Source organism: Halomonas sp. ATBC28, assembly GCF_005937175.1.
Lineage (GTDB): Bacteria > Pseudomonadota > Gammaproteobacteria > Pseudomonadales > Halomonadaceae > Vreelandella > Vreelandella titanicae.
This window is the reverse complement of record NZ_VCQL01000175.1, coordinates 1-400: the sequence shown is the minus strand read 5'-3', so window position 1 is coordinate 400 and position 400 is coordinate 1. Positions and strand designations below refer to the sequence as shown.

At 51.8% G+C, this 400-nt stretch carries 1 pseudogene; it reads right to left on the bottom strand.

Going from position 1 to position 400, the window contains the following annotated elements:
• Positions 1 to 400: pseudogene (locus tag E0L35_RS25900) on the bottom strand (dimethyl sulfoxide reductase subunit A); the annotation flags it as partial.

Below are 400 nucleotides of genomic sequence, written 5' to 3'. Positions count from 1 at the left end.
CATCAACGTTGCCGTAAGTTGAGTGAACGCGAGATTTATAGTGGAAACCCGTAAGCTGCAGCGGATACTGTTTGTTCAGCGGATCCTGATAACTTTCAAAACCCGGCGTATAGATCGGCAGTGGATCGATCACATCACCTTCTGGCAATTCCCAGGTAGCGGCAATGTCAGCCAGCGCCTGCGAATAAATCTCAATTTTCCCCGATGGCGTGGTCAGTGGATTTGCCTGCGGATCTTCACGGAAAGCTTTATAAGCAACGTGATGCCCTTGTGGGTCGCGCTTTTTAAAAATCCCCTGCTTACGGAACTCTTCAAACGTTGGCAGTGCAGGAGTCGCTTCCCGCGACTGGGCATACAGATGCCGGATCCACTCTGCCTGGGTACGGCCCTCAGTAAACAG